Source organism: Caballeronia zhejiangensis, assembly GCF_000698575.1.
In the GTDB taxonomy this organism is placed as follows: domain Bacteria; phylum Pseudomonadota; class Gammaproteobacteria; order Burkholderiales; family Burkholderiaceae; genus Caballeronia; species Caballeronia zhejiangensis.
Genome location: NZ_JFHD01000014.1, coordinates 139,388 through 164,109, shown reverse-complemented (window position 1 = coordinate 164,109; position 24,722 = coordinate 139,388). Strand labels below are relative to the sequence as shown.

General features: G+C 57.3%; 26 protein-coding genes, 1 tRNA gene and 1 pseudogene. 12 read left to right on the top strand and 16 right to left on the bottom strand.

What is annotated here, in order from left to right:
- Both BG60_RS36950 and BG60_RS19215 read right to left on the bottom strand, forming a co-directional pair.
- The coding region (locus BG60_RS36950; RefSeq protein ID WP_152563217.1) for a helix-turn-helix domain-containing protein at positions 1 to 114 on the bottom strand (114 nt) is incomplete at its 3' end.
- Between the two features lie 159 nt (positions 115 to 273).
- Positions 274 to 1,815, bottom strand: a complete 1,542-nt coding sequence (locus BG60_RS19215) for an IS3 family transposase (RefSeq protein ID WP_008352264.1) — start codon at positions 1,813 to 1,815, stop codon at positions 274 to 276.
- A gap of 69 nt (positions 1,816 to 1,884) precedes the next feature.
- Here BG60_RS19215 and BG60_RS19210 point away from each other — a divergent pair.
- From BG60_RS19210 to BG60_RS19195, 4 genes and pseudogenes are all read left to right on the top strand, one after another.
- Positions 1,885 to 2,568 (top strand): annotated as a pseudogene (locus BG60_RS19210) (recombination directionality factor); the annotation flags it as partial.
- Complete coding sequence (locus BG60_RS19205; protein ID WP_008352266.1) at positions 2,565 to 3,620, top strand: hypothetical protein; 1,056 nt, start codon at positions 2,565 to 2,567, stop codon at positions 3,618 to 3,620. The pseudogene BG60_RS19210 and the gene BG60_RS19205, both read left to right, overlap by 4 nt.
- Before the next feature lie 97 nt (positions 3,621 to 3,717).
- On the top strand, positions 3,718 to 4,032 hold the full coding sequence (locus BG60_RS19200) for a hypothetical protein (RefSeq protein ID WP_008352267.1): 315 nt from the start codon (positions 3,718 to 3,720) through the stop codon (positions 4,030 to 4,032).
- 426 nt (positions 4,033 to 4,458) lie between these two features.
- Positions 4,459 to 5,205 carry a DUF6988 family protein gene (locus BG60_RS19195; protein WP_008352268.1) on the top strand — a complete coding sequence of 249 codons (747 nt, stop codon included), beginning with the start codon at positions 4,459 to 4,461 and terminating at the stop codon, positions 5,203 to 5,205.
- A gap of 454 nt (positions 5,206 to 5,659) precedes the next feature.
- On the opposite strand, the gene BG60_RS19190 is transcribed toward BG60_RS19195, so the two are convergent.
- The 5 genes from BG60_RS19190 to BG60_RS19170 form a co-directional block, all read right to left on the bottom strand.
- Positions 5,660 to 6,328, bottom strand: coding sequence for a DUF4276 family protein (locus BG60_RS19190; RefSeq protein WP_008352269.1), 669 nt, complete (start codon positions 6,326 to 6,328; stop codon positions 5,660 to 5,662).
- Positions 6,325 to 7,437 carry an AAA family ATPase gene (locus BG60_RS19185; RefSeq protein ID WP_008352270.1) on the bottom strand — a complete coding sequence of 371 codons (1,113 nt, stop codon included), beginning with the start codon at positions 7,435 to 7,437 and terminating at the stop codon, positions 6,325 to 6,327. Before BG60_RS19185 ends, BG60_RS19190 begins: the two co-directional genes overlap by 4 nt.
- Positions 7,438 to 7,599: 162 nt before the next feature.
- Entirely contained in the window at positions 7,600 to 8,583 is a 984-nt protein-coding gene (locus tag BG60_RS19180; protein WP_008352271.1) for a restriction endonuclease, read from the bottom strand.
- Positions 8,584 to 8,660: 77 nt separating this feature from the next.
- Positions 8,661 to 8,969, bottom strand: a complete 309-nt coding sequence (locus tag BG60_RS40150; RefSeq protein WP_412135180.1) for a HigA family addiction module antitoxin — start codon at positions 8,967 to 8,969, stop codon at positions 8,661 to 8,663.
- Positions 8,970 to 9,183: 214 nt separating this feature from the next.
- A complete protein-coding gene (locus BG60_RS19170; protein WP_008352275.1) occupies positions 9,184 to 9,753 on the bottom strand; it encodes an inovirus-type Gp2 protein in 570 nt (189 codons plus the stop codon).
- A gap of 1,084 nt (positions 9,754 to 10,837) precedes the next feature.
- Between BG60_RS19170 and BG60_RS19165 the strand changes: the two genes are divergently transcribed.
- The 3 genes from BG60_RS19165 to mcrC all read left to right on the top strand — a co-directional run bounded on the left by BG60_RS19165 (position 10,838) and on the right by mcrC (position 15,171).
- Positions 10,838 to 11,527 carry a hypothetical protein gene (locus BG60_RS19165; protein ID WP_144403720.1) on the top strand — a complete coding sequence of 230 codons (690 nt, stop codon included), beginning with the start codon at positions 10,838 to 10,840 and terminating at the stop codon, positions 11,525 to 11,527.
- Between the two features lie 331 nt (positions 11,528 to 11,858).
- Positions 11,859 to 14,081: an McrB family protein gene (locus BG60_RS19160; protein ID WP_008352279.1), complete on the top strand. Its 2,223-nt coding sequence runs from the start codon at positions 11,859 to 11,861 to the stop codon at positions 14,079 to 14,081.
- Positions 14,082 to 14,100: 19 nt separating this feature from the next.
- Positions 14,101 to 15,171 carry a 5-methylcytosine-specific restriction endonuclease system specificity protein McrC gene (mcrC, locus tag BG60_RS19155; RefSeq protein ID WP_008352280.1) on the top strand — a complete coding sequence of 357 codons (1,071 nt, stop codon included), beginning with the start codon at positions 14,101 to 14,103 and terminating at the stop codon, positions 15,169 to 15,171.
- 186 nt (positions 15,172 to 15,357) lie between these two features.
- Here the strand turns inward: mcrC and BG60_RS19150 are convergent, their stop codons facing one another.
- From BG60_RS19150 to BG60_RS19125, 6 genes are all read right to left on the bottom strand, one after another.
- The gene (locus tag BG60_RS19150) at positions 15,358 to 16,116 is read right to left on the bottom strand and encodes a hypothetical protein (protein WP_033536465.1); all 759 of its coding nucleotides are present in this window, start codon (positions 16,114 to 16,116) and stop codon (positions 15,358 to 15,360) included.
- A gap of 235 nt (positions 16,117 to 16,351) precedes the next feature.
- Positions 16,352 to 16,427 (bottom strand) — tRNA-Ala (locus BG60_RS19145).
- Positions 16,428 to 16,494: 67 nt separating this feature from the next.
- Positions 16,495 to 16,839 (bottom strand): c-type cytochrome, encoded by a 345-nt coding sequence (locus tag BG60_RS19140; protein WP_008352285.1) that lies wholly within the window; start codon positions 16,837 to 16,839, stop codon positions 16,495 to 16,497.
- Positions 16,836 to 17,636 (bottom strand): BON domain-containing protein, encoded by an 801-nt coding sequence (locus BG60_RS19135; protein WP_008352287.1) that lies wholly within the window; start codon positions 17,634 to 17,636, stop codon positions 16,836 to 16,838. Before BG60_RS19135 ends, BG60_RS19140 begins: the two co-directional genes overlap by 4 nt.
- A gap of 23 nt (positions 17,637 to 17,659) precedes the next feature.
- Positions 17,660 to 18,247 (bottom strand): phosphoheptose isomerase, encoded by a 588-nt coding sequence (locus BG60_RS19130; RefSeq protein ID WP_008352289.1) that lies wholly within the window; start codon positions 18,245 to 18,247, stop codon positions 17,660 to 17,662.
- Between the two features lie 102 nt (positions 18,248 to 18,349).
- Positions 18,350 to 18,784, bottom strand: a complete 435-nt coding sequence (locus BG60_RS19125) for a YraN family protein (protein ID WP_008352290.1) — start codon at positions 18,782 to 18,784, stop codon at positions 18,350 to 18,352.
- Here BG60_RS19125 and rsmI point away from each other — a divergent pair.
- Positions 18,783 to 19,664: a 16S rRNA (cytidine(1402)-2'-O)-methyltransferase gene (gene rsmI, locus BG60_RS19120; RefSeq protein ID WP_008352292.1), complete on the top strand. Its 882-nt coding sequence runs from the start codon at positions 18,783 to 18,785 to the stop codon at positions 19,662 to 19,664. The genes BG60_RS19125 and rsmI overlap by 2 nt on opposite strands.
- Positions 19,665 to 19,717: 53 nt before the next feature.
- On the opposite strand, the gene BG60_RS19115 is transcribed toward rsmI, so the two are convergent.
- A complete protein-coding gene (locus BG60_RS19115; RefSeq protein ID WP_033536464.1) occupies positions 19,718 to 20,326 on the bottom strand; it encodes a septal ring lytic transglycosylase RlpA family protein in 609 nt (202 codons plus the stop codon).
- Here BG60_RS19115 and BG60_RS39055 point away from each other — a divergent pair.
- The 4 genes from BG60_RS39055 to BG60_RS19100 all read left to right on the top strand — a co-directional run bounded on the left by BG60_RS39055 (position 20,303) and on the right by BG60_RS19100 (position 22,835).
- Complete coding sequence (locus BG60_RS39055; RefSeq protein WP_162483414.1) at positions 20,303 to 20,572, top strand: hypothetical protein; 270 nt, start codon at positions 20,303 to 20,305, stop codon at positions 20,570 to 20,572. The two genes, BG60_RS19115 and BG60_RS39055, sit on opposite strands and share 24 nt — an antisense overlap.
- Before the next feature lie 419 nt (positions 20,573 to 20,991).
- On the top strand, positions 20,992 to 21,648 hold the full coding sequence (locus BG60_RS19110; RefSeq protein ID WP_008352295.1) for an MBL fold metallo-hydrolase: 657 nt from the start codon (positions 20,992 to 20,994) through the stop codon (positions 21,646 to 21,648).
- A complete protein-coding gene (locus tag BG60_RS19105; RefSeq protein WP_008352297.1) occupies positions 21,645 to 22,271 on the top strand; it encodes a 3'-5' exonuclease family protein in 627 nt (208 codons plus the stop codon). Before BG60_RS19110 ends, BG60_RS19105 begins: the two co-directional genes overlap by 4 nt.
- Before the next feature lie 105 nt (positions 22,272 to 22,376).
- Complete coding sequence (locus BG60_RS19100; RefSeq protein WP_008352298.1) at positions 22,377 to 22,835, top strand: Lrp/AsnC family transcriptional regulator; 459 nt, start codon at positions 22,377 to 22,379, stop codon at positions 22,833 to 22,835.
- 503 nt (positions 22,836 to 23,338) lie between these two features.
- Here the strand turns inward: BG60_RS19100 and BG60_RS19095 are convergent.
- The gene (locus tag BG60_RS19095; RefSeq protein ID WP_008352299.1) at positions 23,339 to 23,641 is read right to left on the bottom strand and encodes an H-NS histone family protein; all 303 of its coding nucleotides are present in this window, start codon (positions 23,639 to 23,641) and stop codon (positions 23,339 to 23,341) included.
- A 369-nt stretch (positions 23,642 to 24,010) separates the two neighbouring features.
- Entirely contained in the window at positions 24,011 to 24,682 is a 672-nt protein-coding gene (locus BG60_RS19090; protein ID WP_008352300.1) for a HugZ family pyridoxamine 5'-phosphate oxidase, read from the bottom strand.
- Between the last annotated feature and the right edge of the window lie 40 nt (positions 24,683 to 24,722).

Here is a 24,722-nt window from a genome sequence, read left to right as displayed (position 1 = left end):
GGGCGCCTGCACACCATTCTTAATGTATTTGCGAACGGTCTTGCGATCCATATTTAGTCGAACGGCGATAGCCGAGATGCTCAGCCCCTGCCGATGCAATTCCAGAATCGTCATAACCTCTCCCAGCTCGACCACCGGTAGCTCCCCGACGAATGCGAAGGCCTATATGGTCGGTGATCGACGGGGCGCCACCGCTTACGCGGCGGCGCCAAACAAAAAACTGGGGAAATTTACTTCGACGAAAAGGGGGTGCGGCTAAATTCTTGGACTGATTTATGCCGCGATTCCAAGACTCTGCCGGTATTCGATGGGGCTGAGGGAGCCGAGCGAGACCTTGATCCGTTTTGCGTTGTACCAGCGGATGTACGAGTCAACGATCTCGATGAATTGATCGATGGTCGTGGCTCGCCAGTCACGAGGATAGAACAATTCCGTCTTCAGTCGCCCGAAGAAACCTTCGCAGGCTGCATTGTCCGGCGAACATCCTTTGCGCGACATGGAACGAGTCAGTCTGGCAGCCTGCATACGCGAGAGCCATCCTGGCCAGCGATAGTGCGCACCACGATCCGAGTGGACTACAGGTCGCTCCTTGCAGCCGACTACTGATTCGATCGCTGAATCCAGCATGGTATTGACGAGCTCGGCGTCCGGCCGCGTACCGATTGACCAGCTCACAACAAGACCGTCGAAGCAGTCGATAACCGGCGACAGATACACTTTGCCGGCCGGAATCTGAAACTCGGTAAGGTCCGTGAGCCATTTCTGATTAGGAGCAGCGGCGTAGAAGTCACGATTGATGATGTTTTCCGGCGCGGGACTAATTTCTCCACGATAAGAGCCGTAGCGACGTCGCCTCGTCGTGGCGGCCGCCAGACCTTCCTGTCGCATCAAGCGACGCACTACCTTCTCCGAAATGAAGACCTGTTGCCTGATCAATGCCGCGCGAATCCGCCGATAACCGTAGCAACGGTGATTAAGTTCGAAGATGTCCGCGATGACGCGCCGCGCGTCAGCATGCCTATCAGCAACCGACAGCCGTGCACGGTGATAGAAGTAAGAGCTACGGGCAAGACTCAAAGCGGCTAGCAACTCTGGCAATGCATAGCTTTGCTTTAGGGCATCAATCAGCATTGTCTTCTCCCGGTTGCTCAGGAGTTGCGGGTTGATGCCCATCCCTTTTTTTATCAGTTCGGTCGCCTTCTTCAGAATGTCGTGCTCAAGCTGCAGCTGTCGGATGTCGCGTCGAAGCGATTCGACCTGTTGTTCCAGTTCCGCACGCTCATTGTTCGATGCTGACTTCCTCTTGCGTTTCATAGATGCTGGAACCTCTCGACCGAGTAGCTGATTCTTCCAGTTATAAAGCGTTGGCCGGCTGACACCGGCTTTCTCGGCCACCACCCGAGCGCTTTGCTCTCTGGTGCACAGTTCAATAACTGCCGCCTGCTTCACCTTTTGTGATTTTGCAACACTTCCAACGGCTCGGCCAACGATACGTTTGCCGATTTCCGGACACAATTCTTTGATCCAGGTCGCAAGCGTCTCGCGACTCGGATAACCCAAAGCTCTCAAAGTGGCGGCAGCACAGCGGCCATGACTCAAATAATGATCGATGGCAATCGTCTTCTGCTCATCAGAATACCTCGGCCTCGAACGGACATAGCCCGCCCGCAGATCGTGGCACTGCTCGTACTCGCGATGCCAGGCTTTGAGAGAGTTCTTGGTCGGATAGCCCAACTGCCGAATGGTAGCTCCGATGCGCTTGCCCAGCTTCAAGTAAAGTCGAACCGCTCGAATGCGATCTTCGTATGAAAACATGAACTACCTCCAGGTAGTCCAAGTTTTTGTCCGCATCCCCAAATGAGGAGTATCTATCCGACGCTGACAAACCTTCGGGCCGAGTATTCGTGCTTCGACCGTGAGACCGGACGCCCCATCTGTGTCGGCAATGGCGAAACGTGCCGTCGCGCAGGAGGCGACGGTATCGAAGAACTGCCGTGTCCATCGCCAGACGCCTGTGTCTTTGGTCAGACGGGAGGCTGCAAGCCCTACGGGCGGCTCAATGTACTGATCGGCGACGAGGACGAGCTCGGATCGTTCGTGTTTAGGACCACGAGCTTTAACTCGATCCGAACGCTGGCTGCACGCCTGCACTACTTCTCTGCGGTGTCGGGCAACCTGCTCGCCTGCCTGCCGCTGGAACTGAAGTTGCGCGGCAAGTCCACCACGCAAAGCTACCGGAGCGCGATCTACTACGTCGATCTCTGCGCACGGACGAGCAGCACGCTCGAATCCGCGATCATCGAGGCGCGCGACTTAGATACACGGCGCAAGGCTGCCGGCTTTGATCAGCAGGCGCTCGATACCGCTGCGCACGCGGGCTTCAGTAACGGCGCATTCGAAGAGACTATCGAGGAAAGCGCCGCTGTTGCCGAAGAGTTCTATCCAGCGGAGTCCAGCAATGGCGGCAGTCACGATACCGGTCACGACGAGACTTCTTCAACGACCCGGTTCAGCCTGCAAAAGCAGCTGGATCGGCGTGCCGCGCTGCTGGGCGGGAAGGAGGCATGATCCGCCGCCTCGCTCTTGTCCTAGCGATCACCGCGACCGGAACGGCAGCCTGCATGTCGGTGCTGGCCAGTTGGCACCGTGGCGGGTCGGTACCGGAACGGCTCGTGTGGGTGGCGACGGGTCTGGTACTCGTGACAAGCGCGCACCTCTTACCAGCCCTGCTCCGTCGAACGTCACTCCTTGTGCGCGTCACGGGTAGCGTGTTATGGGGCGCGTGTCTGGCGACCGCGTGTATCGGCCATGCGGTTTTCTTCGTGACGGCCCAGCAGCATGCGGGCGAACTGCGCGCGTCGGCTGTCCATGCTGCTTCCGGCCCGACATCCGGTCGCAGTCTTACGACCGTCATGGCGGAACGTGCGACCGCGACGGCGCAACTTCCCGCCGCCAACGCGCGGTACTGCACCGGTAATTGTGTAACGCTCGACGCCCGTCGCGTGACACTCGGGGCCAGAGTGGACGCACTCAACGCCGAAGCGGACGACATCCGGCGTCAGCAAATCGCGAATGACCGAGTCCCGACCCGACGCGACTCGTTACGCGCCGATCCAGTCGCCTCACGACTCGCCGCATTACTCGACGTACCTGTCGCCCGCATCGACCTGCTCTTCGGGTCACTCTTCGCCGCAGTCCTCGAAGGTGTCGCGTGCCTGCTGTGGCAGGTAGCACTCGGGGCGTCGCTGTTGCCTGTCGTAATGGAAGCCGCGATGCCCGTAGTCGCAACAGTCACGGATTCTGCCGGTGCGAAACAGTCCATGCCTAACGCAGTCGCGGACGCTACGCATGCGTCCCATTCCGTCGTCGCGCCGATCAGGACGAGTCACGCCGACGGGGCGGTTAGTCGCGAAAGCTCGATCTCCAGTCTCGCTCCGCAAGACCATCAGCAATCGTCGCCATCAGCGTCCGATCCCATAGACCATCACCTCACCCAACTCGCGCGTGACATTACCGATGGATTACTGCGGCCAACCGTCGCTGACATCCGTCGCCATCTGGGTTGTTCCCAGGCGAAGGCTGTAACCCTCCGTCGCGCACTCGTCGAGCTCATAGCCTGACGCGGCGCGCTCTGCGCCCGAACTTCCCCTCATTCCAACGAACACACATCCGGCTCATCCGGAGGCCCGTGCTCGTCCGCTTTCTGGAGAATTGCCAATGAATCAGCCCACTCGGCTCAAACCGCTTTTCCGTCCGGGATGCCTGCTCATCACGCCGGATGCGCTCACAGCGCTGCGCGCGAACGGCATTCCTGTCATCAGTGTCGCACTCAGGCACATCGCGGGCGACTGGGGTACCGTGTCCGACGACGACCGTCAGCAGAACGACCTTTCAATCGCTGCAGGCTTGCGCCTGATCTCGCTCTATCGGTTGCCGGATCAAACTCGCATTCTGGTGACCACCGAGTGGGATCGCTCGCATACGGCCATCGAACTTCTTGATGACGTCGTGCCCGATAACCATCCGGCATAAACCCGCGCCGAGCGCCGCAGACCGGTTGCATTGTGGCTCAGTCAACGCAACAGGCGGGTCAGTCCTGCCTTCTGCGCTTTTTCTTCTTGCGGATAATCACAGCCGCAGCGTGCTTGATCGTATCGAAGCATGGCGCCGCGCCAGTATGCGCGGCATTTTTCTTTGGTTTTTTGCGCCGTCCCAGCGCGGTATGCACAGCGCAGGGGGACTACCCTCCCGAGCTGCCAACTCGCCGATCAAGGCCATCGAAAGATGGCACGCCGGTTTCTGGCGTTTGTCTGAGGCAAAGTGCCACGGTTTTCTCTCGACGTACGTGCCATCGCGGTCAACCTTAAATTGGATGTTGCATGAAACCGCGCCGAATATACTTACGTTTCACGCAACCCACACGCACGAGAGTCCGCACTGGTGCGAAACAAGCAACCGATGGCGGCAACCAAGAACGAACTTACACGCCCCTTTAACATGTCCGAGACAGACGAAATTCCGAGTGACGAAGGCGAAATCTCCCATTCCAGATCAGTTGCCATTGCAATTAATCGGTCTATAGACATTACCGCATGGATCGGCGACCGGCGGCCAAAACAAATAAAAATACATCCTGATCGCCAAGACCGCGATGCGCTCGCGATCAAGTTCTTCCTTCTCGCGATCGATCACGGTGAAGCAATTCCCGCATTGGTCAGATTTGACTACCGAAGTTCAGCTTTCTCCCTACTACGTCCACTGCTCGATGCATATTTTTACGGTCTTTGGGCCACCACTTGTGGGGACACCGAGCAGATGACGAGGTTCGCCACTCGCGGGACGTTACCGAAGATTGAGTCTGCCGTTAAAGCAATTGATGAAAGGATGAATGCAGGTGCTCGTACATTGAAAAGTGAGCTCTACGATGCACTGAATGACTATACGCACGGTGGCCTGACTCAACTTGCCAATTGGTCTCCCAGCCCTAGCGCAATCGGTCAGGCCCACTCTGACGAACTCACCGTGAAAATCATGTCCGTGGCCGATCTGTTCCGAGTGACGGCATGTGTGGGTTTGCTGAAAATCGATGGCACTGCAACTGAAAGCGACAGAGAAGTGCTGATGACGGCAGTCGCACGAGCGATGCCACTCACGGCTGAGTCAATGGGGTTCCAGAGAAGCGATCCACGCAGCCAGACAAAGTAGAGCGCTTCAATCCGCTCGATAACGGCGCCGTGTTTCACGCGCTGTTCCCGGCTGGCGCGCAAACTCCGTCGTCGCAGCTGCGTAGTGAACCGGTTTATCCATGACCGGGGCGGCTCTGTGGTTAGCACAATCATGTTCCATTCAGGATTGTCCCAACCAACGTCGCGCAAACTGGCCTAAAGCTTGTGCTGCTGCGCGATGGCTGCAAGGCTGCACAGGCGTTTGGCCCGCCGCCACGGTCCGGATCTCGAATACGTGGCCATATTACGCCAACAACGCAGTCGGAACCCTGCACGCTTGCGCTTCAGTCATCGACACCTGTAGTTTCCATGCGCAATTCGTCGGCGCGACGATCAGGACACGCCTTGTCTGCTGACCAAAATTCTTGCCTCTATTTCGGGGGTAGTTCCACCGCATCTATTGCGAGCGTCCCTTGGCTAAGGAAGTGGCCGTACTACTGCGCCAACGCTTCGATCCGGTTTAGCCACTCATCAAAGCGCGGACACTCGTTGCGAATTGCGGCCAACCCGATTTCAAGTGCAGCAATGGAGCCGTACACTGGCTTGTCGTAGCCCTCGAAGTGATTCAGGATCCGCTTGCTAGGCGCCGTCATCGGACTGTTATTGATCGATTCGGGACTGTCGAATGCATCACGTATGCGGCGAAACTCCTGGTTGAGCGCCGGCTGTCCGATCGCGTCTGCCAAGCGTTCAGGATGACTGAACAGAAGACCTTCGAATTCGTACATCTGGACGTAAGGAATAAAGCGGCGCATATGGTTGTCACCGAGGTGCCGCCGCAATTCCGCAGTCATCGCCTGCAGCAAGCACACCGCCTTGTCATCCGTGGTACGCATAGTCTCAGCGGCAACTTTCCCTGGAAAGCCTCCCGGAAGACCATAGTAGTCGAAAAATGTTGTGCACCAGGCATCCCGGTCTCCGGCTAGCCGATTTCGTACATCCGTCAGCAGGCGCTCGAAGCGCAGATTTCCACCCTTATGACCGGGCTTGCCGATCAATGCTGGCATCAAAAAGATTTCCTTCTGAGCGAAGGCTTCGGCCAAGACCTCAGCGACGAATGTCTCTTCAGTCTGTCCTTCGCAAATGACATGAACACGGATCACTTGCGCGGCCTCCCACCGAGGATGTTCTTCTCCCATAGCTCCCCGACGGAATAATCTTCCAGCCATGCCTCAAATTCGCTTTCGTCAACGCGTTTGAATACAGAGCCACCCTGCTCGCGCTCCACGATGATCAAATCGTCGATGGAAAACTCGTTAACTAACGGCACCGATTGGGTAGAGACGATAACCTGCATATGCGTTGAGGCAGATCGTAATAACGAGCCGAGTAAGGTTATCGCATACGGATGCAAACCAAGCTCCGGTTCGTCGATAATGATGGTTGACGGGGGATCAGGCTGAAGAAGCGCCGTTACGAGGCATATAAAACGAATTGAACCGTCGGAAAGCTGACTGGGCGAGAGCGTGTAGTCGCTTTGCTGTTGCCGCCACAACAGTCGAATCTGTTCCTCCCCACTCTTCATTCGGCGCGGTTTAAGCACAAAGTTATCGAAGAACGGGATGGCAAGCTGAATGGTTTTGCGAATCTGCTCGTACACATCTGGCGTCTCGTCCGCCAACCGGAAGAGGTAGCTAGCAAGATTTGATGCGTCTGGCCGCAGGTACTCATTGTCATGCACGGAAGCCCAGCGCTTCACACCAGCCGTATCGCTCGTGTCATGAAAATGGAAAACCTTCCAACCGGAAATCGAACTATAGCAATAATCGGCTTCTCCGCCCTTACCTGACGACGTGAACGCTTCCTTGAGCTTGGCCTCGTGATGGCCTTCACCCAAAGAAATCCATTTCTCACCAAAATAAGGACCATCGAAGAATAGGGACTCCTTGGCAAAGACGAAATCACCATCAACGGTCGGCTCCAGCACGAACTTGTATCCATTCAAGCCGAACTTAACAAACGATTCGAGCCGCTCGGTCTCCTTTACGCCGAAGGTCAATATGCGCTCGGCCGAGCCCTGCTGAGACACCCAACGCTGAAGGCGCAGCTCCACCATCTCGCTGAGCATTCGGAAGTATGAGACGAAGCTACTCTTCCCCGCACCGTTAGCGCCAATGAGCACGTTCAGGCTTCCTAGCCGAAGACGGTCTAAGCTCCGTATTGACTTGAATCCTTTGATCGTCAACTGATCAATGGGTTTTTTCTTACTCATGGCGCTTGCCTAGGGTATTTATCCAATTTAACGCACTTCCGACCCGAAACGGGTATTGTGGTTGCGGTATCGACGACCTGTGAGTCACCCCGGAGGCCAGTACGTCTCCGAAAGACCTTCTCGCTGCAACCATGTCCTTCCAGTTCTCTGTCATCTCGCATCTCACGCCTGCACGTCATGCGGCCGGAAGTACGGGTTTTTGTGTATCTGAGCGGCCTGAACTTTCTGCTTGAGGAAACCCGCGAGGTCATCCTGCCGCTCAAGCAGCTGCACGATCTCTTCCAGAGTCGAGAGGACAAGAACCTTGTGCTGCAAGAACTCACGCACAGTGTGAATCGCTGGTTCCGTGTATTCACTCGCGGAAATAAAGATGCCTCGAACCTCGGCACGCGACATGAGACGCACAAGATGCTCCGAAATCTCGGGCTTACCGACCGGATTGCGGTACCACTTCATCTCAACGAAATAGAGAACTCCGCCAAGTTCGATTACGCCATCGATTTGCTCGACGATTCCTTCCCCGGCTTCGCCGACCAGATGAAAGGCTTTATGAACAAGAACACCGTACGCTAGGAAGAGGTTATTGAGCGCTGTTTCCAGTTTTTTACCGCGCTCCTGCGCACTGGCAACCGCACCGAAGAGCGAGTAAAGATCGTGCCTGGCAGTCTCGATCTTCGAAGCGCGTTCTCGCTTCTCAGTGACAACACGTTGCATGTCGGCGAGACGGGCACGACGCTCCTCCTCTCGGGCATTGTTGATGCGCGTAAAGGCATCCTTTTGATTGACAACCTCCCTGATACTGGCAACGAGCCCTTTGGCCTTGAGTTGGTCGTCTGGCCAGCATGTATCGAAGTTGGTAAAGTCCACCACGCGCCGCAATACCTCGCGACGTTCGCGCAGAGTCGATTCGCCCTTTGCATTCAAGCGCTCAAGCACCGTGCGAACCATCTCATATTTGTTCACTTCCTTCGGTGCAGCTTTAAGGCGACCGGCAATATCCACAGTCATACCGTCAGGGACACCAGCACCACGAAAGAATATCAGCACATCCTTCTTTGAGCGGTTGAGGAGCGGCACTACGTCAACCAGCAAGCTAAACAGCTCTGGTGGATAGTGGAATGTGATGTCCGCCGATGACGCAATCATGCCCCCCCCTGCTAAACCCGCGCGACACCGAAGCTAATGCGCAGGAAAGTTACTTTCGATTCTGTCATGGTGCGTCCCTAGGCATCTTGCGCGTGATTGTTGGCCTTGCGGCTGCAATTGCACCTAGGAAGCGCCCTGATGGCCGATCCCGATTCTGCTTCAGCAAGCTCAAGGTCATATTGAGCCTGCAAGCCCATCCAGAAGTGCGGCTCGTTGCCGAACCAATGGGCAAGCCGAAGTGCGGAGTCGCCCGTGATTCCCCGCTTGCCCTTGACGATCTGGCTAATTCGGTTGGCCGGAACTCCCAATTGGCGTGCCAATTCAGTCGGAGTCACGCCTAAGGCAGCGAGCCGTTTCGCGAGAACTACGCCTGGGTGATGGGCCATAGCGGCCATATGAGCCTCGCAATTGGCAAGCCGCTTGCGTCCGCGCCGCCACTTCGTATCTCGGCACGTAGCCTAGACGTTGTACGTCAATCGTACATCGCTTTGGTCTGGCAGTCGAATGCCGTGGCAGACTTTTACTCGTCTGGCACAAGTCCCTGCGGCAACTCGGCCCGCGCTACGAATCAAGCCCATAGGCCAGGGACGCGCAGCCATCTCATCTCGGCCTGGGAAGCTGACTGGCACCGAACATGTGCCGGTAGCGATTGGTACGCGTCGCCGGGTAACTACAGGCCTTCGTCAAGTACTCGAGGTTTTTCCTCAGCGCATCTCGTCTGACCATGTCGTTACGGTCGATCTGGCCGACACCGATCCCATGTCCACGCTCTTCATAACGCTCCTTTCGATGGTTGCTATTCCAGCCATCGCCCATACCTCGCGTGATCCGCTCAGACCAGTAGTCGATCAAGCTACGAGCGATCAGGACATCCTGTCGGTACTTTCCGTCGTAAAAGAAAATCCAGTGAATATGTAAGCCACCGGAGATATCCCCCTCCTCTATTTTCCACGCATAACCGTTAATCTTTCCCAAGAGACCATTCATCTTCATGTTGCTGATGAATTTATCTCGATGATGACAAACATCATCAAACGTCATTCGATGCCGATATTCAGGCTTGTAGTTAAAAGTCACGCTGATGATGAGATGGCGTGAACGCCACTCAAACATCCCTTCCTCAAGCTCAAGCACCTTCTTTTTTTGTCGTTCGTTGTAGCGAATCTTCATGATCGATCCTGTTGAGTGGTTATCACCAATCGATCAACATGAACGATACTTTATTATCTCAGCCTATCGGCTTCTTGCTTATTACCTTTGCGATTAGTCACCACTTATGCCTTTTGTGTGTTTCGACATCTTATTATTCAATAGATCGACATTTTCTTTTATTAAACGCATACTTATTACAAAGAAAGCATCGGAAGGTTTCAATAAAAAAGAAAAAAAAAGCACACTTTTCCATGATACCCATCGAGTGACTACGACGAAAAATCCCTTGGCTACAATGGTTTTCTATGCATATACCGACTTATGCATAAAAGCGCCCTATTCTTTTCAACAACCGTAGATACGACTGGAAATGGGGGATTCCCCATCTCCAGCGAATTAGTGGCTGTTATCTCGGCGTGTCGATTGCGTCGCTTTTCCCCGGGGATTTACTCCTTGGTCTCCTGCCTCGCCAAAGTTATTACGTAGTCACCGTACGGGGACGGGCTCCGGGAAAGCTCTTTCAACGCCCGATTTATAGGCCGCGGATCGGCGCATGGTGTGGCGACGGCGGCAAGGCGCACGGATTTGCTCCTGACGACTGCACCAAGCCATCCCAAGCGCGATGACGGTCTACAGCGATCGAGGCTATGCCGAGTGTCACAGCGTAGATGCCAACGACACTCGGCGCGGAAGACAGCTATAAGTTTTTGTCTGTCGCACCCAACCGCCCTACACAACGGCATCTCAGCACCACGAACGAGCATATTTGCGATGTATTTCCATGCAATTTCTAGCATACTTCTCGTATAGTTCAGATGTATTTGCAATGTATTTCTGTTGCATTTCCTATGTGTATTTTCCCCGCGCGAAATAGCTGGGCCATCAATTAACATTGACTATCAAATATAAATGGCAATAGATTTTCGGAAACTCAGATGGCCGCAGCACATTGCGTGCTGTACTCCCGAAAACTCATTGGACGCTAGATGACCGGACGGTAGCCTGGCTGTGGATGTCCTTGCGCGACAGACGCAGCGTAGAGGATTTGAAATTAAACGGATTGAACATAGACCTGTACGGCACTGGAGCCATGTTTAGGGACATGACCCGCGCTATTCACGAACTCGACCTTGAGGGCGCACTTTACGATGAAAAGGAAAGGTTCGTTTTACCGATGGATGACCTTAGATGGTTTATAAAAGATTCCAGAAAGATTAATTGGATCTTTTTCATACTAAAGAGCAAGGATGGCTGGCGGAATATCATATATCCAGCAAAATTGAATCAGGAGGACGCCCTGATTGCGTTATTCGATTCGTGGCAAGCAGCTATTTCCGAAAAAAAACGGCTACTGGATCACTTGAAGGAAGATTGGATTCGGCACACTGACCTCGATCACTATTACTCATGGTTCGGAGAGCGCGACGAGAAGAAGCGCTGTGAGGCAGCGTGGGCGTGGTATCGAAAAGAACATGGGCGCCATTTGAAAGCGACATCAAAATTCGTAAATATCAATGATATTTTGTTTTTTCTTGACACATTAGATTTCAGCCTCGATGCAAAGCTGCTTCACATAGAGAAAATCAAGAAGGAGATCAAGCGACAGCAGGTAAGAGCAAATCTCAAAGGCAAGAAGCAAAGTAATTTCGCATTGCATGAAGAAGTTCGCGATCAATTGGAGGCGTTAGTCGAACGGTATGGCCTTACGAGGCGACAGATAATCGAACGATTAATCCGGAATGCTGTCATTAAAGGTCTCGATGGCGAGAACGCGCCGGTCGGTTCAGATTGAGCGAATTTGATGGCGTATTCGGACGCTGTGGGTATGCGACGCAGCGATCTCTGTGCGGACCCATTGTTGACCTCGACGGCGCAGAACGGGCCGGGAAGGGACGTTCGCGCTTTAAAAGACAGCGCAATTCGAAGGCCGCTTTCGTCACTGACACTGGACATCGGGACCTGCAATGCGTTGATCCAGTCGTCGCCCCTGCGTAAAACGAGGGCTGCTCGACCGCTCAATCGCCAAAATAGTTCGCGTGCGTTCCGAGACACCCCGGGCGCCCTTGTCCCTTATACTTATTGAGCTTCGCTTATTGCAATCTGGACCGACCCAATAGAACGATATGACGACTATTCTGAGCGACGACCAACTGCGGGAAATATGGCAGACCGGATTTAAGAGTTACGCTGCCCAGCAATGGGCCACAGAATGGCGTCATCGCTACACCGAGCAACTCCGCCTCGTAAAAGGCGCGTCCAGCGACACATGGCTAACACCAGACTTTCAAGCAAAGCTCTGGAATGACAATCCGATTGCCAACATCGGCTCTGGTAATTCTGTCACGGTGACTGGCGCGCTCACCGATATAGAACTTGCATCCGACCTGCTTAACGAGCGCGACGCTGTGCTGCCGGGCGATGCCGAGGCGCGTGGCGAGTATCTTGATGCTCTCTATAAGCGGATTCTTGCGTGGATCGCTACAAAACAATATGCGAAGCGCCGCCCCAAAGCACGACTGATCCGTCTTTTCGCCGCCATATTTCCAGACGACATGGTATGTCTGATGAATGCCCGTCGCATCTGGCAAGTGCAGCGACTTCTTGGACTGCGGCCGATTCACGGCGATTTCGTCGCTCAACATGCAGTTATCCGTGATCATCTGCGCCAAGTCCTTGGGCAACCCGCTACGGTAGAAGAATCTGTCGATCAATCGGTCCTGACATGGTACCTCTGGCAGACCTACATCGATCATCCAGATGAAGGTGCTGTCGAACAACCGAAGGTGACACGCGAAGCCGTCGACATTCCTGAAATCTCATTTTTGCCCGCGGAGGCTCAACGTAGGAGTCTTACGTGCGTAAGCGACAACGTCAGCCTCCTCGTGGCGGTGGTTCGTGAGACGGAGCAAGGGCTGAGCCGTGACGACCTTATCTCGGTCATCATGCAGGAGGCCCCGCAGTTGCAAAAGAGCACGAGCGCTGTCAACGTCATTTCGCAGGCGCAGGGAGGTCTCGGACTGATCACGTTGACGGATGGTGCGTATCGTCCTACCACACGCGGTATAGACATACTCACAGCGCCCGACCCAGCTGATGCCCTGCGCGGGCCGTTGATTGGTCGCGTCTTCGGCATGGGGCATTTGCTGCTTTGGCTGTCACAGACGCCGGATGGTATCGCACATCAAGAGCTCGCCAGCAGACTGCAGGAACTGGTGCCCACTTGGACAACCACTCAGCCGGGCTCATACATCATCGCCTGGGCCAGAATGGTGGGTCTAGTTCGCTCCGATAGCTCGACGGGGCACGTACGACTCGTACTGACCGAAGACGGGGAGGACTACGCGGCTGCACTCCCGGAGGATTTTGAGGCTCGCTGGCAAATCCACGCCAAGAAGGCTGAGACGGACGCCGAAACTTTCAGTGGTCCGCAGGTGGTGGGCGACAACGGGCTAATCGTCGCACCTAATTACAGCATACAGGCCATTGTCGACGATGGGTGCTTTGTTCCTGAGGACGAACTCAAGGCGATGCTTGAGTTGCTCAAGCGCAAGCACAATCTCATCCTTCAAGGTCCTCCGGGAACTGGCAAGACATGGCTGGCCAAGCGACTGGGCTATGCCCTGCTGGGTGCACGAAGCACCAGTCGATTGGTTTCCTTGCAGTTTCAACCATCATTGTCCTATGAAGACTTTGTTCGCGGCTGGCGCCCCGGTGCAGATGGCCGGCTGGACCTCATCGATGGCGTCTTTCTCGAAGCAATCAGTGAAGCACAAGCGGATCCCTCGCCATTCGTTGTGGTGATAGAGGAGATTAATCGCGGCAATCCTGCACAGGTTTTCGGTGAGATGCTAACCCTCCTCGAACATGACAAGCGACGTACGGATGAAGCGCTCAGGCCTGCTTACGCTCGCTCGCCGGATGAGCGGATTTACATCCCTCCGAATCTGTATGTAATCGGGACAATGAATATCGCAGACCGCTCGCTGGCGCTGATTGACTTGGCGCTGCGCCGTCGATTTGCGTTTGCGACTCTGAGACCGGCACTTGGCTCGCCGTGGCGTGACTGGTGTAGAACCCACGCCGGTTTTTCGGAGGCTGCAGTTGTCGATATTGCCGAACGTATGGAACGTCTGAATCAGCGTATTGCGAGCGACCAGTCGCTTGGCGACCAGTTCTGCATCGGGCACAGCTTCGTCACACCACCGAGGGACAAGCCGATTGAGGAAGTTGGCGCATGGTTTGGTGAAATCGTGAAGAGTGAGCTTGAGCCGCTTCTGCGGGAGTACTGGTACGACAATCCGCCAAAGGTCAAAGAGGCCATCGACGAGCTGCTAACCAATCTTTAATGGAATCGGGAGCACGGACATGTCGCACCCGATCCCCATTAAGAATCTCTGGTTTCTGCTCTCCTACGCGCACAACCTGGCCGAGTTCTCGAGCCAGCTCCCCGTAGCGATAGCCGATGAGGACGATATCCCCGAACTGCTCGGGCGCCTGCTGGTCTGGCTTGTGGAGCGTCGAATTAGACGTAATCTGACACGCGCCTATCAGACCCGTGAGGCACGACTAACACGAGTACGAGGGCGCATCGATCTCGTCCAGACCCTGTGCTCGGATGAGCTTCGACAGGGGCGAATTATTTGTCGCTTCGAAGAGCCAACAGCGGACACGCCGAGAAACCAACTGGTCCGCTATGCGCTCACTTACGCAGCATCAATCGTGGGGGAAACCAAGCTATCCCACCGTTGCGTCCAGTTGGCATCGGAGCTTGGTCGGCTCGGGGTCTCGTACCGCCGTCCAGCCAGGTCGGAAATGGCGCGAGAGCAAATCGGGAGAAATGATGCCGAGGACCGTGCATTGCTGGCGGTTTCGGGTTTGGTATTGGATCCCCGACTTCCTACCGAAGAGGCCGGAAACTCATACATTGCGCGCCTTCGCCGGGACGATCGCATGCTGCCTTACATATTTGAGAAAGCCGTCGCCGGTTTTTATGCTCATCAGCTCCCTGCACGAGAGTGGTGGGTCCGGCCGCAGAAGCAGCTGGACTGGCCAATCCATGCACCAACGTCAGGTTTGCGTCCCTTGCTTCCCGGCATGCAAGCTGATCTTGTAATCGATAGCCGGTTGACCGATCGACGTATTGTGATCGATACGAAGTTCAAAACGATTCTGCGCTCCAACCAATTTGGCAGCGAGAAGTTTCGTAGTGGTGACATCTATCAGGTCTTTACCTACCTGCGAAGCCAGACGGGCGGCGGCGACAGGCATGCCGAGCATGCTGAAGGGACGCTCCTTCATCCATCAGTGGGTGAGCACGTGGACGAATCATGCACCGTTCAGGGACACCGTCTCCGATTTACGACGGTTGATCTCGGTGGCGAGATCGCGACAATTTGCGCAACCCTAAGGTCGCTGGTAGAGCCCCAGCCAATTTAGGCATGTTGACGCGCAACGCTATACCCTCCCTCTTGCGTTGGAAGAGGCTTGCCTTAATCGGAATAGCGAACTCAGCGTCGCCAAGATTCACTTGGCCGGGATGGGTCGAAAAGGGCGGATGCCCGGGGTGTACAAGGCGCTTGATATTCGCAATGCAGCATAAAAGACGAATCCCCCTGCAGGGGACTATCCCTCGTCGACAACGCCGCCGTTGCGCAACTGCCTCACAGCTTCAACCGGCCACAGCACGCGACGGTTCGCCAGCTTGACGGGCCGAACTCCGTGATAGCTTCCATCGCTGGAGTAACGCTTGCGAATTGATTGTGGACCAACGGCCATCACCGCCGCAAACTCGTCGGTGGACAGGTAATCGCGATTCTCAGGAATCGGCATGGGTACACGTGGTGCCGCCTTTCGAGTGGTGGCAGACACCTCTGGCGAGCTTGAGGGCAACGCCCCCAGAGACGCCTCACTGAGCACCTGGCGCATCGAGTCGACTATCGCCATCGACTTTGCGGCGTATTCGGCAACCTGTGATGGAATATAGTCAATCTGCTCTGGCGCAGGTTTTCCAACAATGACATCGATGAACAATGCCAACCAGGGTGTATCGATCTCTTCGCGCTCAAACCAGTCGATGAACTGGTGCGGCGTCATCCTCGTTGGTACAGTCCCGTTCTCCTCCTCGCTAGCCCACTCATGCCATTCGCGCATGATTAGGCGCGCGCAGTGAAAGCGTCGATGGCCGCCGTTAGGGAGGTTCTCGCCATCAAGCCCTACCCCGCCATCCGGCATCTCTTCGCAGCCCTCTGGCGCGAGAACACCCGACATGATGAGTGCGCCTTCGACGGGTGTCCAAGTCTTACGGCCAAGACATCCTTTCAATGTCGCATAAAGCTGCAATGAAGCGGCAATGCGCTCGCGTGGTGAGTAAAGATCGCCCATAAACCCGTTGCAGCCCTTGCAATAGGTAGATCCTGTAAGCGCGCCGCAACACGTCGGGGGCTTTCCGATGCATCGTGAGCCACGCCCGTTCGCGCAGCACCCCATTCCAGTCGGCCAATTGAACCTGTTGATTTGCATGGAACGACTACGACGAAATCCGGTTACACCACGGTTACACAGACTCAGTAAAGAGAAAAGGGTTACAGGCAAAACGCCTGTAACCCTTTGATTTTATTGGTGGAGAGGAGGAGGATCGAACTCCCGACCTTCGCATTGCGAACGCGACGCTCTCCCAGCTGAGCTACCCCCCCAACGAATCAAAATTGTACCACAGCAAAATCGCCGTCAGGCAAGCCTTCAGACGACTTCAATCAACGCTCACTTCTGCGGCGCCCCCGCCAGAATCCAAGACACGACCGTCTTGATATCCGCGTCGTTCATCTTCGGGTGCGAAGGCATCGGAATCGAGCCCCACACCCCCGCGCCGCCGTTCTTCACCTTCTTTTCAAGCATCGTGCTCGCCTGCGGATCGCCCTTGTACTTCTCGGCGACCTGTTGAAACGACGGCCCCACAAGCTTGCGATCGATCGCATGACAACCCATGCACGCGTTGCTGCGCGCGATCGCCATCGCATTCGCGGATGAACCCGTCTGCTCCGCAGCAGACACACCAAAAGACGCGGCAACGATCACCGCGCCGACAATCGAACGCATCATGTTCATTTCACCGTCGAAGCCGGATTGGCATTCCCCGGACGCACATCCGAGTTCTTCACGGGCGCGGGCGATTGCGTATCGAGCGGACGCGACGTCACGCCCGAATCAGGCACCGTCCCAACCGTCGCCTCAGCCGGCGCGCTTGCCGCCGGCGCCACGCTCGTGCCCGACGCGGCCGCCGCTTCCAACGCTTGCGCCTCTTCAGGCTTGATGTACTGGAACACCTTCACGACCTGCTCGACGCCCGGCACGCGCGCGGCGACATCCGCGCCATGCGCGCCTTCGTCCGGCGTGACGAGCCCCATCAGATAAACGACACTGCGCTCGCACACCACCTTGTAGTCGTTCGCGTGCAAGTCCTTCTCGCCGACCATCGCAGTCTTCACGCGTCCTTCAAGGTAGGAATCGTTCGCGCGCGATGAGTACGAACTCGCGCCCTGCACCGACAGCTCGTTGACGATGCTGCCGACGTTATTGATGTCGCGCACCACCGCCTCGGCCTTCGCCTTCGATGCATCGTCCGGCACTTCGCCCGTCAGCAGCACGCGCCGGTTGAACACGGTCACGTTGACATGCGACGTATCGGGCACGTTCTCGTTGATCCGCGAAAGCGCCTTCACCTGAATCTCGCGATCTTCGGTCTGCGCGCCGAGCGTGCGGCGATCCGTGGCGATCAACGTGCCGCCGGCCGCCGCACCGACGACCGCGAGCGCGCAGCCCTGCAACGTCAATGCAACTCCCGACAACATGCCCACCATCAGCGTGGCCTGGGCCAGCGTCGCCTTGACGCGTGTCTTGTTCATCAACTCCGTTCCCCCTTTCAGTTTCAGTCGTCGCCGAGCAGCATCGCATCGATGCCGTCGCACAGACAATGAATGGTCAGCAGATGGACTTCCTTGATGCGCGCCGTTCGTTCGGCCGGCACGCAGATATGAATATCGGTTTCGGCGAGCACGTCGGACATCGCGCCGCCGCCCTTGCCCGACAACGCGATCACGATCATCTCGCGCTCGTGCGCTTCCTGAATCGCAGCGAGCACGTTCACCGAGTTGCCCGACGTGCTGATCGCAAGCAACACGTCGCCCGACTGGCCGAGCGCGCGGACCTGGTTCGAGAAGATCTGCTCGAACGCATAGTCGTTGCCGATGGCCGTGAGTATCGACGTGTCCGTGGTCAGCGCAATCGCCGGCAAGCCCGGACGCTCGCGTTCGAAGCGGCCGATGAGTTGCGCGGCGAAGCGCTGCGCATCGGCAGCCGAGCCGCCATTGCCGCAAACGAGAATCTTGTTGCCGTTCGCGAGCGCGCCAAAAAGCGTATCGACGGCGGCCGCGATCGGAACCGCCAGCGCGTCGAGTGCTTCGAGTTGAAGTGCCGCGCTGTCGCGGAATTGCTGTTGAATGCGTTCGACTGACATCGACTCTCGATCATCGGCCGCGACATGCGCGGTGTGTGGCTTGAACGCTCAAGGCGTCGGTTGTTGCGCAGTTTACCGCATGCATCATGCGATGAACCGCAGTCACGCCTCGTCGGCGCGAAACGCATCGGGCAGCCAATGGATGCGGCCCGCATCGAACGCGACGACGTCGAAACGGCACGCAGGCAACGCGCCGCGCCATGTCGTCAGGAAATGCTGCGCGGCATGTACGAGGCGCGCGCGCTTCTTCGCATCGACGCTTTCGACCGCATTCGCGTAACGCCTGCTTCTTCTCGCGCGGACTTCGACGAACACGAGCGCGCCGCGTTCATCGAGCATCACGAGATCGATCTCGCCGCCGCGACACGTCACGTTGCGCGCGACAAGACGCATGCGCTGCCGCTGCAGGAACGCGAGCGCGTGCGACTCGAAAGCGTCGCCGAGCGTTTTGGACACGGCTCCTCCGTAAAAGTTGTCGGCGGGCCACCGAATCGCGCATGGCAAAATGACGACCTTTCCTTCGACGCCCGCGCTCATGCTTCAGATCTCCGAACTCGCCGCTGGGCAGCACTATCCGACAGGCGCGCTGTATATCGTCGCAACGCCGATCGGCAACGCGGCGGACATCACCGTGCGCGCGCTCCACGTGCTCGGACTCGCGGATCGCATCGCCGCCGAAGACACGCGCAACACCGCGCAACTGCTCGCGCGCTATGGCATTTCGAAGCCGTCGATCGCCGTGCACGAGCACAACGAGCGCAGCGCCGCCGAACGCGTGATCGAGCATCTCAGGAACGGCGAGCGCATCGCGTGCGTATCCGACGCGGGCACGCCCGGTATCTCCGATCCCGGCGCGCGTCTCGTCGATGCCGTGCGCGAGGCCGGCCTGCCGGTCATCCCGCTGCCGGGCGCGAGCGCGCTCACGACCGCATTGAGCGCGGCGGGCGCGTTCGTCGGCGGCTTCTCGTTCATCGGCTTCCTGCCGACGAAGGCGAAGCAACGTGCGTCGGAGCTGAAGAAGCTCGCAAGTCATCCGATGGCGCTGGTGTTCTACGAGGCGCCGCATCGCATCGTCGAAACCGTGCGCGCGCTCGGCGACGCGTTCGGCGGCGAACGGCAACTGCTGATCGCCCGTGAGCTGACGAAGTTACATGAGAGCCTGCATCGCTGCACCCTGGCCGAAGGGCCAACGTGGCTCGAAGCCGATGCGAATCGTCAACGCGGGGAATTCGTCCTGGTCGTCGAAGGCGCGCCCGAAGCGCACGACGCCGACGACGCCCACGACGCGCTGCTGTCGACGCTGCTGGAAGAGTTGTCGGTGAAAAGCGCGGCGCGCATCGCGGCGACATTGACGGGCGCGTCGCGCAATGCGCTGTATGAACGCGCGCTGAAGCTCGCCAAACGCGACGAGAAATAAAAACGGGCCGTTGCGATAACGGCCCGTCGGGTTCTGCGAAGCTGTCGGCGAGATCAGTTCACGCTGTCGTCGGCCAGCGCCTGAGCCTGCTCTTCGCGCGCCGCACGCGCTTCCTGCTGCGTGAGACCTTCGATCTTCACCTTCTGCGTGCCGGCGCCGCGCATGCCGAGCACCGCCGCCGCTGCATACGACAGATCGATCACGCGTCCGTGCACATAAGGGCCGCGATCGTTGATCTTCACGACGACGGTCTTGTGATTCGCTTCGTTCGTCACGCGCACCCACGACGCGAGCGGCAGCGTGCGATGCGCTGCGGTCATCGCGTTCATGTTGAACTTCTCGCCGCTCGCGGTCTTGCGACCGTGGAACATGCGTCCGTACCACGACGCCTTGCCCTTCTGCTCGAAGTTGCTGGCGTCGGGACCGGTCGTGATCGGCTCGGCGTCGGAAAGCGACTGCGCCGGTTGCGCCGGCTTCTCGGCGGGCAGCGCGGAAAGGTGCGAATCGAAGGCGAGCGGCGCCGTCGAGCGGGCACTGCTCGTGCTGAAGGAGTTTGTGTTCTGAGGATTGGATGCGACATCGCCCGAACCCGGCGCGGCGCAACCCGCCAGCACGCCAACTGCTAGCAGGCTCCCGACATGTCGAATAAATCGAGCATTCATAGACGTGTTTTCAACGATAAAGGAGCGGCCGCGCTGCGCTGGTCGGCGCGCGCAAGGCTGCTCGAGGCTTTGCCGTGCAAAGCAGAACGCCGCTCGCTGAAGCGAACGGTGAACTGTGCTCGGATGCGGCGCACTCGTGCCGCAAACGCCCGGTTATTGTTCACGTCTGGCGCAACCTGTCCCCGGCAGCCTGACCAGACCCCACAAGCCGCCATCGAACGTGGCATCACGTTCGTGCGCTGGTGAAGCCAAGTGAGCGCAGGAACGGCGGCGTAGGCCCCATCCGGCGTGACGGCGGCAAAGGCCATCTGACAGACGCGCGGCGTCTGGCCGGACAAGACGTGTGCACCTACTGAAGGTGCGTGAGTTGCAATTGCGAGGCTTTTGGCCCCCAACAGCGTACTGACAGCGATTGTAAAAACGCACTAGCGTTTTGGCATTCGCCCAATGACGGCATGGTTCGATCCATGCACAAGTAGTGCCATTATACAAAAAAACCGTGGTCCGGCTCATCGGACCCATCGAATTGTCATTGATTTTCGCTATGAGCGTAAGAATTGCCGCTTTTTTGAGCAACGCCGCAGCGGCGCGCGCTGCCGTCGGACCCGTGGTCGCACCGGTACAATGAACGTTTTTACAGGCCCGCGCGCATCGACGTCAGTCATATGAAAGTCATTCTCGTTCCCGTAACGCCCTTTCAGCAGAACTGTTCGATCGTGATCTGCGAAGCGACCCAGCGCGCCGCCATCGTCGATCCGGGTGGCGACATCGAACGCATCATCGCGGAAGTCGAACGCCAGGGCGTGACCGTCGACAAGATTCTTCTCACGCACGGCCATCTCGATCATTGCGGCGGCGCCAAGGCGCTCGCGGACCATTACGGTATACAAATAGAGGGACCGCATCGCGAAGATGCGTTCTGGATCGATCAGTTGCCCGCGCAGACTCAGCGCTTCGGTTTTTCGAACGCCGAAGCCTTTACGCCGGAACGCTGGCTCGACGACGGCGACGCCGTGCAGTTCGGCAACGAGTCGATGGAAGTCTATTTCTGCCCAGGCCACACGCCGGGTCACGTCGTATTTTTCAGTCGGGAGCACAATCTGGCGTTCGTCGGCGACGTCCTGTTCGCCGGTTCGATCGGCCGGACCGATTTCCCGCGCGGCAATCAGGCGGAACTCATCCGCTCGATCCGCGAAAAGCTCTGGCCGCTCGGCGACGATGTCACCTTCGTTCCCGGACACGGCCCGGCATCGACGTTCGGCGAGGAACGGCGCAGCAATCCTTTCGTGCGCGACGGCGCGGCAACGGGTGCGACAGCGTGAACGCAATCCCCGAAATCTACGTCAGCACCGATGTCGAGGCCGATGGCCCGATTCCCGGACCGCATTCGATGCTGAGCTTCGCGTCCGCGGCCTACACCGCGGACAAGCAGCTCATCGGCACCTTCTCCGCGAATCTCGAAACGCTCGAAGGCGCGACGCCGCATCCGGTTCAGGCGGCTTGGTGGAAGACGCAGCCCGACGCGTGGGCCGCATGCCGCAAGGATCTGCAAAAGCCGGAAATCGCCTTGCCGGCCTATGTCGAATGGGTGGAAGCGCTGCCCGGCAAGCCCGTGTTCGTCGCGTATCCGGCGGGCTTCGACTTCACGCATATGTTCTGGTACATGATGCGCTTTGCCGAGCGCTGCCCGTTTTCGTGGTCGGCGCTCGACATCAAGACGCTCGCCTTTGCGATGACCGGCCTGCCGTATCGCAAGGCCATCAAGCCGCGTCTGCCGAAACACTGGTTCGACGAGCTGCCGCATACGCACGTCGCGCTGGACGACGCAATCGAGCAAGGCGCACTCTTTTGCAACATGCTGGCCGACCTGCGGATCTCGCAGGAGAAGCTGGCCAGGTTTGCGAAGGAATCCGGCGACGACACTGAAGGTAAAACCGCGCCCTGAGGCGGGGGAGTTAGGGAAACTCCCTCAGTGCGGGCGCGTTTGCATTGCGTTTCTTTTTCGACGCCTCTACTATGAGAGTCAAATCGCGACCGAACGGAGGCGCAGTTGACTCTCGATACATTCTCACAAAAAATCTTGCGTCTCCTGCAGCTGGACGCACGCCGCTCCGTTCAGGAAATCTCCGACCAGGTCGGCTTGTCGAGCACGCCGTGCTGGCGTCGCATCAAGGACATGGAGCAATCGGGCGTCATTCAGCGCTATACCGCGCTGCTCGATCGCGAAAAGCTCGGTCTGCATGTCTGCGCGCTCGCGCATATTCATTTGACACGGCATACGGAAGGCGGCGTCGAGCAATTCGAACGCGAAATCGCCACTTGCCCGGAAGTCACCGAGTGCTATAGCACGACCGGCGAATCCGATTACATCCTCAAGATCGTCGCGCCCGATATCAAGGCTTACGACGCCTTTCTCCACGATCGCATCTTCAAGATTCCTGCCGTCGCTCAGGTGCGAACGAGCGTTGTGCTCCGAGAGATCAAGTTCGACACGCAATTGCCGCTCTGACGGATTGCGTTTAGCGCCGCGTTTCTAATGCGCGCTTGGACCGTTGGTTCCAGCGCGCGGAATCGGTGCGTCCGTTGGAAGAGCCTTGTAATGCAATGGGCGAACGCGCATCCAATTCCCTTTCAGCCAGTCGATAAAAATCAAACTACCCAGCACGCCCGGCCTGATACGGGCGAAATATCCTGATGGTTGGCGATCCAGGTTCGCTCGCGAGCCAGCATTGCGGCGCGAACCGTGAACAGCAATCCGCCGAGGAAATTAATGCCGAAATTCGACGGCAGAACACGATGATCCGAGTTGCCGCAAGTCCGCTATCTGGCGCAATATTCCTTCAGGAGACGTCCCGGTTTTTCGGCCTGCGCGCTGTTGACGCAAGCGCGGTGTAATGTGTCTCCGGTCTTCGAACTTCGGCAAATGACGAAACACCGATCATCTGATCGCACAAATGAAAAAGCCGCGTCACGTAACGCGGCTCTTCGAATGCATCGTTTGATGCTTTGCAATTACTTGCCGATCAGAAAATTATCCCGATCCTGCCCGGCGATCCACTTCGGCGGCTTGCCGCGACCCGACCACGTGCTGCCACTTTCGGGATCGCGATATTTCGGCGCCACGCCCGAGCGGCTGCGTGCGGCCTTCGCGCCTTTTGCGCCACGGCCGCCAGCCAGTTCCTGAAGCGTGATGCCATAATCCGACATTTTCTGCTTGATCTCATTAAGCACTTCCGCGTATTCGCGCGACTTCGCTTCTTCAATCTGACGTTCGAGAGACTCGCGTTGTGCGAGGAGTTCCTTGTATGAAGGCATGGCAATTCCCTAAGTGGTTTGCTGACTTGCGAATCGGCGCGCTCGCTTTCAGTTATCAGTATAGCCTCGGACTGGCACGCAGATTAACACAGTTCCCAATAACGCGGCATGTGCGAATCGCCACTTATTAAAAGTTTAGCAATTTTCTTCGTAACAATTGCCGAAAGCTCAGAAGGTTCGCTTGTTCGCTCTTCGGACTTAAAAGCTCTGCCAGTCGCGACGACGACTCGACGATGGCATCGGATGAAAACAAAGAGAAACGAGTCAGTCGCAAAAGTTTCATGAGATGGCAACTTGCCACGAAAAAGCCGCTCTGCAGCGCGTTCCATGCGGTTGAAATCGGGTCGCAACGTCTCGGATTTATCTCGTTCAAATATTACGTTGACGCTCAAAACAATCGATAACCGCGGCCTTCAAATCCTCGTTCGTCAGTTTCGGGTAATCGAATGTAAAACGATTGCGGATGTCGGCGAGCAGCAAATCGCAGCCGTACCGGTCTATCCCCAATAATCCGCGATTCTCCGGACGGCCGCTGTAAGCATCGAAATATTTGCATAACGACGATTCGTCGTCCGCCGAAAGCGGCGGCAGCGAATCCAGTTCTTCTCCGCCGAGCCATCCCATCGCGCCGAATCCGCCTATATAACGCATGCGCTCGAGCGACATCACCCAGAAGGAAAAATCGCCGAGTTCCAGATAGCGTGCCGCATCCGGGTGATAGCGCAAATAGCGCCGCGCGAGCTCTCCGCGATCTTCGGGCGCGGCGGGCGCGAAACTGCCGAGCATCGTCAGGCGCTGGCCTTCCAGCACGCCGCCATCCGCCGCGTGGGAAACCAGAAACCCCGCGCGCGCATCGGCCTGAAGATTGCGCGTATGCTCGGCGAGATGGCTGATGAGCACCATCGGCACATGGCGCTCGGTCGGCGCGAACGGCAGCGCCGTCGGATAGGGAAAGCCGCGCGGCTCGCGGGTAAGCGTGGCGAGCGTGCCTTCGGAGACGCGATGCAGCAGATGCAGCGGCGCTTGCGACGGGATGTTCATCCGGGCCTCGTGCGTGGGTGAATGGTCGGACGATGGTAAT